The sequence below is a fragment of the Bacillus sp. T33-2 genome, from assembly GCF_002860205.1.
Classification (GTDB): domain Bacteria; phylum Bacillota; class Bacilli; order Bacillales; family Cytobacillaceae; genus T33-2.
On the sequence record NZ_PGVB01000010.1, the window covers coordinates 542,775 to 549,933 of the forward strand.

Annotated in this window: 7 protein-coding genes; 3 read left to right on the forward strand and 4 right to left on the reverse strand. The window is 46.3% G+C overall.

All coding sequences use genetic code 11. The features are described 5' to 3' along the window. Nucleotides 1–145: 145 nt before the first annotated feature. Nucleotides 146–280, forward strand: coding sequence for a protein YhfH (gene yhfH / locus CVD19_RS09625; RefSeq protein ID WP_101581619.1), 135 nt, complete (start codon nt 146–148; stop codon nt 278–280). A gap of 151 nt (nt 281–431) precedes the next feature. Here the strand turns inward: yhfH and hemY are convergent, their stop codons facing one another. The 3 genes from hemY to hemE all read right to left on the reverse strand — a co-directional run bounded on the left by hemY (nt 432) and on the right by hemE (nt 3,981). Next, nucleotides 432–1,877 (reverse strand): protoporphyrinogen oxidase, encoded by a 1,446-nt coding sequence (gene hemY / locus CVD19_RS09630; RefSeq protein WP_101581620.1) that lies wholly within the window; start codon nt 1,875–1,877, stop codon nt 432–434. A 26-nt stretch (nt 1,878–1,903) separates the two neighbouring features. After that, a complete protein-coding gene (hemH, locus tag CVD19_RS09635; protein WP_101581621.1) occupies nt 1,904–2,842 on the reverse strand; it encodes a ferrochelatase in 939 nt (312 codons plus the stop codon). 92 nt (nt 2,843–2,934) lie between these two features. After that, the gene (hemE, locus tag CVD19_RS09640; RefSeq protein WP_101581622.1) at nt 2,935–3,981 is read right to left on the reverse strand and encodes a uroporphyrinogen decarboxylase; all 1,047 of its coding nucleotides are present in this window, start codon (nt 3,979–3,981) and stop codon (nt 2,935–2,937) included. A gap of 275 nt (nt 3,982–4,256) precedes the next feature. Between hemE and CVD19_RS09645 the strand changes: the two genes are divergently transcribed. Both CVD19_RS09645 and CVD19_RS09650 read left to right on the forward strand, forming a co-directional pair. Continuing rightward, complete coding sequence (locus CVD19_RS09645) at nt 4,257–4,766, forward strand: antibiotic biosynthesis monooxygenase family protein (protein ID WP_101581623.1); 510 nt, start codon at nt 4,257–4,259, stop codon at nt 4,764–4,766. Nucleotides 4,767–4,967: 201 nt separating this feature from the next. Then, nucleotides 4,968–6,176, forward strand: coding sequence for a M20 family metallopeptidase (locus tag CVD19_RS09650; protein ID WP_101581624.1), 1,209 nt, complete (start codon nt 4,968–4,970; stop codon nt 6,174–6,176). 17 nt (nt 6,177–6,193) lie between these two features. Here CVD19_RS09650 and CVD19_RS09655 read toward each other — a convergent pair whose 3' ends face one another. Then, nucleotides 6,194–6,919 (reverse strand): EcsC family protein, encoded by a 726-nt coding sequence (locus CVD19_RS09655; RefSeq protein ID WP_101581625.1) that lies wholly within the window; start codon nt 6,917–6,919, stop codon nt 6,194–6,196. Nucleotides 6,920–7,159 lie beyond the last annotated feature (240 nt).

Here is a 7,159-nt window from a genome sequence, read left to right on the forward strand (position 1 = left end):
ACTATACTCCATTTTAGCCCCTTTTTCACTTTTTACAAAATTGTATTAAAACAATGGTTGACTTAAAACATCTGTTATAATACAATGAATCCAACAGGAAATTGATTGAATAATCCAATTCTTTTAATAATGGAGGTTTTACAGCATGCTCGATAATGTCGTTGAATTTTTCCGCAACCTGCCAGCAAAGAATTGTGTTGAATGCGGGGAGCAAATTAAAGAACAGCACGAATGCTATGGCAATAAATGTGACAGCTGCCTGGATCCTGCGCGGTTTTAACTGAAGTTCTCTGCAAGTGTTTATTGATGGTTCTGCGGCTTTTGCCGTTTATTCCATATCCTTCCCTTCCGCTTCACAAGCAAAATTGCAAGGCCAGCCGCAAATTCAGGCGGCTGGCCCTTTTTCTTTTATTGAGAAAAGTGCTTGAATTTCAGGAATGAACTAATCGTTTTGTTTGCAGCGCCAAATAATCCAGGATATTTTCCACCGCTGCCTCTCCCTGGTCGATGCAGTCCGGCAAGCCGAGGCCTTCAAAGGAACTGCCTGCAACAAAAACTCCCGGCAGCTCGCGCTTAAGGTCATTTTTCAGTGTAGCGACACGCTGTTTGTGGCCAACCGTATATTGGGGCATGGCTTCTTTCCAGCGGCTGACAATACTGAATTCCGGCTCGGAGGTTAAATCCATCGTATTATTTAAATCGTAGAGCACAATTTTTACAATTTCATCGTCTGACAGGTCCACCACTGCCTCGTCCCCTGCCCTTCCGACGTAGCATCTGAGCAGCACTTTTCCTTTTGGAGCGGAGTGGGGCCACTTTTTATGTGTCCACGTACAGGCAGTGATTGTATAATCGCTGTTGCGGGACACGACAAAGCCAGTGCCGTCAATGTCCTGTTTTATCGCTTCTGCAGGGAATGCCATGGCGACTGTGGCCACTGATGTTGACGGCATGTCCTTGAAGCCGTCGAAAATATCGTCATAATCGGAAAACATGTTAACGGCTGCCTCATGTGGAGCTGAAACGAGCACACAGTCCGCGTCCCAAAGCTCTCCATTGCTCAACCGCAATTTATACCGGGAAGTTTCTTTACTGACTTTATCGGCCCTGACCCCTTTTACGACAGAACCGGGCTCAAGCTTAGCTTCAATCGCATCGACAAATGACTGCAGCCCTGTAGACACCGTTTGGAAAATTCCTTTTTTCTGCTTGTTAGCTGTGCCACCCTGTTTCTTTGGTGCAGGTGTCGTTTTTTTCATGCCCAGAATCAAGCTCCGGTATTTTTGTTCAACCTGATAAAACTGTGGAAATGTTGACATGAGGCTTAAATTATCAATATCCCCTGCGTATATTCCTGAAAGCAAAGGCTCTATCAAATTTTCAACTACTTCATCGCCAAGCCTGCGCCGGAAAAATTCGCCAAGTGCCTGGTCCTGCCCGGCCTGCGACCGGGGCAGGAAGAAGTCTGCGGCAGCCCTGATTTTGCCTGGCAGCGAAAACAGCCCGGTTGTGATAAATGGGGCAATCTCGGTTGGAATCCCCATGACCGATCCACCCGGCATCGGATGCAGCCTTTCCTTTACCAGCACATAGGATTTGCCTGTGCCGTTATTTACAAGTTTATCACCAAGACCCACTTCCCTGGCAAGGCGGGAAGCGCTCTGCTTTCGTTCCAGAAAAGAGTCAGGTCCCTTTTCGATTACATATCCATCCTTCACGACGGTCTGCATTTTCCCGCCGAGACGATGTGATGCTTCCACAAGTTTGACTTCAAGCGGCAGCTGATGATCTCTGGCATGCTTTTGGAGGTAATATGCAGCTGTCAGGCCGGTGATTCCCCCACCGACTATGACAACCTTTTGCGTTTCTTCTACCAAGGTCCATCGCCTTCTTTTCACTGTTTTTATCGCGATTGTGACAGCTTCTGTAAAATAACTGTTCCGAGTGCATCAATAAATTCAGGCTGGGCATTCGGCATTTCAGGCCTATAATAACTTGCCCCCACTTCATCGGTGACTGCCTTGCATTCGTAGTCATTGTCGTAAAGGACTTCGAGGTGGTCGGATACAAAGCCGACAGGAATATATACAAACGTTTTATAGCCTTCTTTTTCGTATAAATCACGGGTCAAATCCTGAACGTCCGGCCCGAGCCACGGTTCAGGAGTGTTGCCGGCGCTTTGCCAGCCTACTTCATAATTCCGAACCCCGGCCTGTCCTGCGATCAGCTCTGCCGTTTTCTGGAGCTGATCGGGATATGGATCGCCTGATTGCAGTATTTTTTCCGGAAGGCTGTGTGCAGATACAATCAGCACTGCCTTTTCTTTCTCATCCGGTGTCATTTTCCCGAATGTTTCTTTAACCCTGTCTGACCAGTATTGAATGAATTTTGGCTCATCGTACCAGCTTTCGACAGATACAATTGACGGGCCTCCCAGTTTTTCCGCTTCTTCACGGGCCCGCCCGTTATAAGATTTCACGCTGAAGGTAGAGAAATGCGGGGCCAGCACGATGCTGACTGCTTCCTCGATTCCGTCTGCGTGCATTTGCTGGACTGCATCCTCTATAAAAGGTTCAATATGCTTCAAACCGAGATACATTTTAAACTCGATTTCATTCTGGATTTTGTTTAAATGTCCAGCGAGCCTTTCAGCCTGCTCCTGCGTGATTTTTGCAAGCGGCGACAGCCCGCCGATCGCCTCATACCGGCCGCGCAGGTCATCCAACATCTCATCGGTCGGCCTGCGCCCGTGCCGGATATGTGTATAATAGCGTTCTATGTCTGCTTCCTTGTATGGCGTCCCATATGCCATAACAAGCAAGCCCATTCTTTTTTTACTCATTTGTTACACCCCTTTTTCTCTATCTCTAGGTTATTCTGCCAAAAACTTATTAAACATGCCAATATTGAATACTCCCAGACTGAAAAAAGAGTTTAACGGCTTAAGTTTGACGCAGAATATTCGTGGATAAATGTCGTTAATTTCTTAAGTGTATCAGGATTCACCTGCGGGAACACACCATGGCCGAGGTTGAAAATATAGCCTGGCTGCGCCATGCCCTGGTCAAGGATCGCTTTCGCCTTCTCCTCAACCACTTCCCATGGGGCGAGTAAAATAGCCGGATCAAGATTTCCCTGTACAGTTTTATTGATGCCAAGTTCCCTTGCTTCGCTGATCTGAAGCCTCCAGTCCAGGCCGATAACATCAAGCGGCAGGTCGTTCCATTCCTTCGCCAGGTGGCTTGCGCCAACTCCGAACATGATAAGCGGCACATTTTCCTCTCTTAATGATGAGAAAATGCGGTTCATTACAGGTTTGATAAAATAGCGGTAATCCTGGACATTCAAAGCGCCCACCCATGAATCAAATATCTGTATTGCCCTAGCCCCTGCTTTGGTTTGTGATTTTACGTAGGTTATCACCATGTCGCCAAGCTTTTCCATCAGAGCAAACCATGCTTCCGGCTGTGCGTACATGAATGCTTTCGTATTGTTATAGTTTCTTGAAGGGCCGCCTTCAATCATATAGCTTGCCAGTGTAAACGGTGCCCCTGAAAATCCGATCAACGGAACAGACAGCTGTTCTTGAGTAAGCAGTTTAATTGTGTCAAGTACATAAGGAACATCGTCTTCCGGATGGATTTCCCCCAGTTTTTCAACATCAGCCATCGAACGGACAGGATTTGAAATGACGGGGCCAATACCTGATTTGATTTCGACATCTACACCGATGGCTGGCAGCGGAGTCATGATATCTTTATACAGGATGGCAGCGTCTACATTATATTGCTCAACCGGCAGACGTGTAACATAGGCGCATAATTCCGGCTGGTGGGTGATCTCAAACAAGGAATATTTTTCTTTTATGGCCCTGTATTCCGGCTGTGAACGGCCAGCCTGCCGCATGTACCACACAGGGACATAATCTGTTTGCTCCCCCCTTGCAGCCCGTAAAAATGTATCATTTATTGCTTTGCTCATTTATGGTGGTCCACCTTTCATTCGTCTTTAAACATTTTAATATAAAAGGAAGAAAATAAAAAACTCCTAGTTTCAGCTATATACAAATATATCGTGTTGTCCTGTTTATTCATAGGCAGGAGTGGGAATTGTCAAAAAATAGACGATTTTTCGGGCCTTAAATTGACAAGATAAAGTCGGCCGTAATTGCCGATTGGAGGACACCGTTTGGCAGCCTATCATCATAAAAGGTATAATGGAAGGGTAAACCATTTACAGGATGGAGTGGATAGATTTTGAATTTATATATGGCATCAGGCACATATGATTACTTAAGCAAACTAAAAGACTCGCATCCAGATGAAACTATGCTGATAATGGGCAATGCTGAAACTTCGCTTCTTGTCCATGAAACAACAGGCAAGACGATATTCAATTCGCCGAGAAAATATGAAATATTTGATCAGGCAGGATCTTTTGGCCGTGCAGGGTTTGCGGTACTGAACAATATCCCTGTAACAGACGAAGGCCGGCCGCTGTTCGAATACCGTTTTAAAAACCGCGCAAAGCAGATCGAGAATGAACCTGGCTTCGCTGCGATCAGGGTCCTCCGCCCGATCACATCTAATACTTATGTTATTTTTACCGTATGGGAGAATGAAACGGCTTTCGAAAACTGGCAAAAATCCAAATCATTTGAAAATGCCCATAAAAAACAGGGATCCGGCCAGGCATCGGCAGGACAATCCATTTTCGCGGGGCCTTCATATGTAACTAAATATACTGTGTTTAATGATGAGAACTAAGGGAAAGGCGGAGACCACTGCCTTTCCCTTTTCGTTTTCCAACATTTACGCAGCCATTTGTCCCTCGACAGGCACGGCCAGGTAATGATGTTGTTAAAAGCATTTCGGCGGGATTCCCCAGGAAAGAGCCCGTTTTTTTCTTAACCTTTTTAAGAAAAATGTTATAATTATTAAAAAATTCGGCGCAGAGGAGACATGCACATGTTGGATTTGCTGTTTAAAAAGCTTGAAGGGTCATATGAGGAGATGGTGGCAATAAGGCGCCATCTTCACCAGCATCCCGAGCTATCGTTCCAGGAAGTAAATACCGCAAACTATATCAAGTCATATTATGAAACGCTGGGCATTGAGGTAAGGGGAGATGTGGGCGGCAACGGGGTAGTCGCCAAAGTATATGGTTCGAAACCGGGAAAGACCGTGGCATTAAGGGCGGATTTTGATGCTTTGCCAATCCAGGATGAAAAGGACGTGCCATATAAGTCCCTTGTTCCAGGCGTTATGCACGCATGTGGGCATGACGGGCATACAGCCGGCCTCCTGGTGCTGGCAAAAGCATTGCATGACCTTAGAGAACATCTTCAGGGAACATACGTAATGATCCATCAGCACGCTGAAGAATATGCTCCAGGCGGGGCCATTTCCATGATTGAAGATGGATGCCTTGATGGTACAGATGTCATTTTCGGCACACACTTATGGGCAAGTGAGCCCACTGGCACCATTCAATACCGGACAGGGCCAATTATGGCTGCTGCCGACCGTTTTACGATCACCCTCCAGGGCCAGGGCGGGCATGGGGCCCAGCCGCATAAGACAAAGGATGCCATTGTCGCAGGTTCCCAGCTTGTAATCAATCTCCAGCAGATAGTCAGCCGCAGGGTGAATCCGGTTGATTCGGCCGTTGTGACTGTCGGTTCATTTGTGGCAGATAACGCCTTTAATGTGATTGCTGATAAAGCTAATTTAGTCGGCACGGTAAGGACCTTTAACGAACAGACGCGGGATTTTATTGAAGAAGAGATGGAAAAAGTGATTCACGGAACATGCCTTGCCACTGGATGCACATATGATTATCTTTACGACAGGGGATATCCGGCAGTGGTCAATCACCCGGAAGAAACCGACTTCTTGATCCAATGCGCAGCCAAAGTGCCGGAAGTCGAAAAGGTGGAAGAAACCGAGCCCCAAATGGGCGGGGAGGATTTTGCCTATTATTTGCAGCATGTCAAAGGAACCTTTTTCTTCACTGGCGCTAAACCGCCTGGCAATGATGTTGCATATCCGCACCACCACCCTAAATTTGATTTTGACGAAAAAGCCATGCTGATTGCCGCGAAAACCCTCGGCTCGGCTGCTTTAAACTATCAGGACGCCTTTGAAATGGCAGCAAAAAAATTGGAAGTGAATTAACAAATAGCTCCCCCGGTCTACTCATTCGCCGGGGGGCTTTTTAGTATGCGGAGCCGGTAAGCATTCATTGCTGTTTCTCCGAGGTGGTCGAGTAAATTGTAATTCGCATAGGCTCCCACAACCGCACCTATTCCAGGCATAAGCTGGAGCATTTTTGCCAGGTCAATGTAGTCCCTGTACTCCTGCTGAAATTCCTTCCAGTCCATCTCCGCCAAACCGGCTTTTCTTTCTTCCCAATTGTCGATGATGGAAAAGGTTTCCTTTCGCTTTTCATCGCTTGAAAAAGCGAGCTGAAAAACATGGAGAATGAACAGCCGCTCTTCGTAAACAGAGGGGTTGAACCCATAAATTGAAGCCGCCTCAAACAAAAATTTCATTTTAATCGAAAGCAGCAAAGGAAAATCTGCCAGCCCGAGGAAAATCCCCCCGGCCCCGGTCCCTGCCCCTTCAACAGCAGCTGCTTTCCGGAAGGAAGCAGTCTTTTTAACCATAAGAGCATCCCTTTCTGCAAGGGACAGCCCTGAACCCTGTTGTTTTTTAGTTATAAAATCCGATCCGGCCAGTGTCGCTTTCACCATATTTTTTATGCTTTCAGTCAGCACATTGTGCACTTTTTCCGGGATCATCTGATTCACTTTCGTCTGGGCCTTCTTTGAGACTCGCGCGAACAGGCTGGAGTCTTTCCTTAGCTTCCGCTTCCACTCCGACAGGTCATCATATACTTTTATTTCATATTCATTCATTTCAATTCCACCCCTTTGCTGTTACTTATACGCCCAAAGCGGGCAATTAGTTTCAGGCAGAAAAAATTCCTTTTCATTATGGATATGTACTCCGAATGAAAAGGAAAAACATTAAACCGAGACTGCTGAAAAAGTCTTAATATGTCATCGTGATTAAAAGGAAGAGGGCTCTCTTCCTTTTTTAGTCCACATGATTTAGATGATGAAGTAAAAATGGTATCATAGGGATAGAAAACATTT

Bases quoted from the DNA above. Each gene is read 5' to 3' on its own strand.
- yhfH (WP_101581619.1), top strand. From the start codon at position 146: ATGCTCGATAATGTCGTTGAATTTTTCCGCAACCTGCCAGCAAAGAAT.
- hemH (WP_101581621.1), bottom strand. From the start codon at position 2,842: ATGAGTAAAAAAAGAATGGGCTTGCTTGTTATGGCATATGGGACGCCA.
- hemE (WP_101581622.1), bottom strand. From the start codon at position 3,981: ATGAGCAAAGCAATAAATGATACATTTTTACGGGCTGCAAGGGGGGAG.
- CVD19_RS09650 (WP_101581624.1), top strand. From the start codon at position 4,968: ATGTTGGATTTGCTGTTTAAAAAGCTTGAAGGGTCATATGAGGAGATG.
- CVD19_RS09655 (WP_101581625.1), bottom strand. From the start codon at position 6,919: ATGAATGAATATGAAATAAAAGTATATGATGACCTGTCGGAGTGGAAG.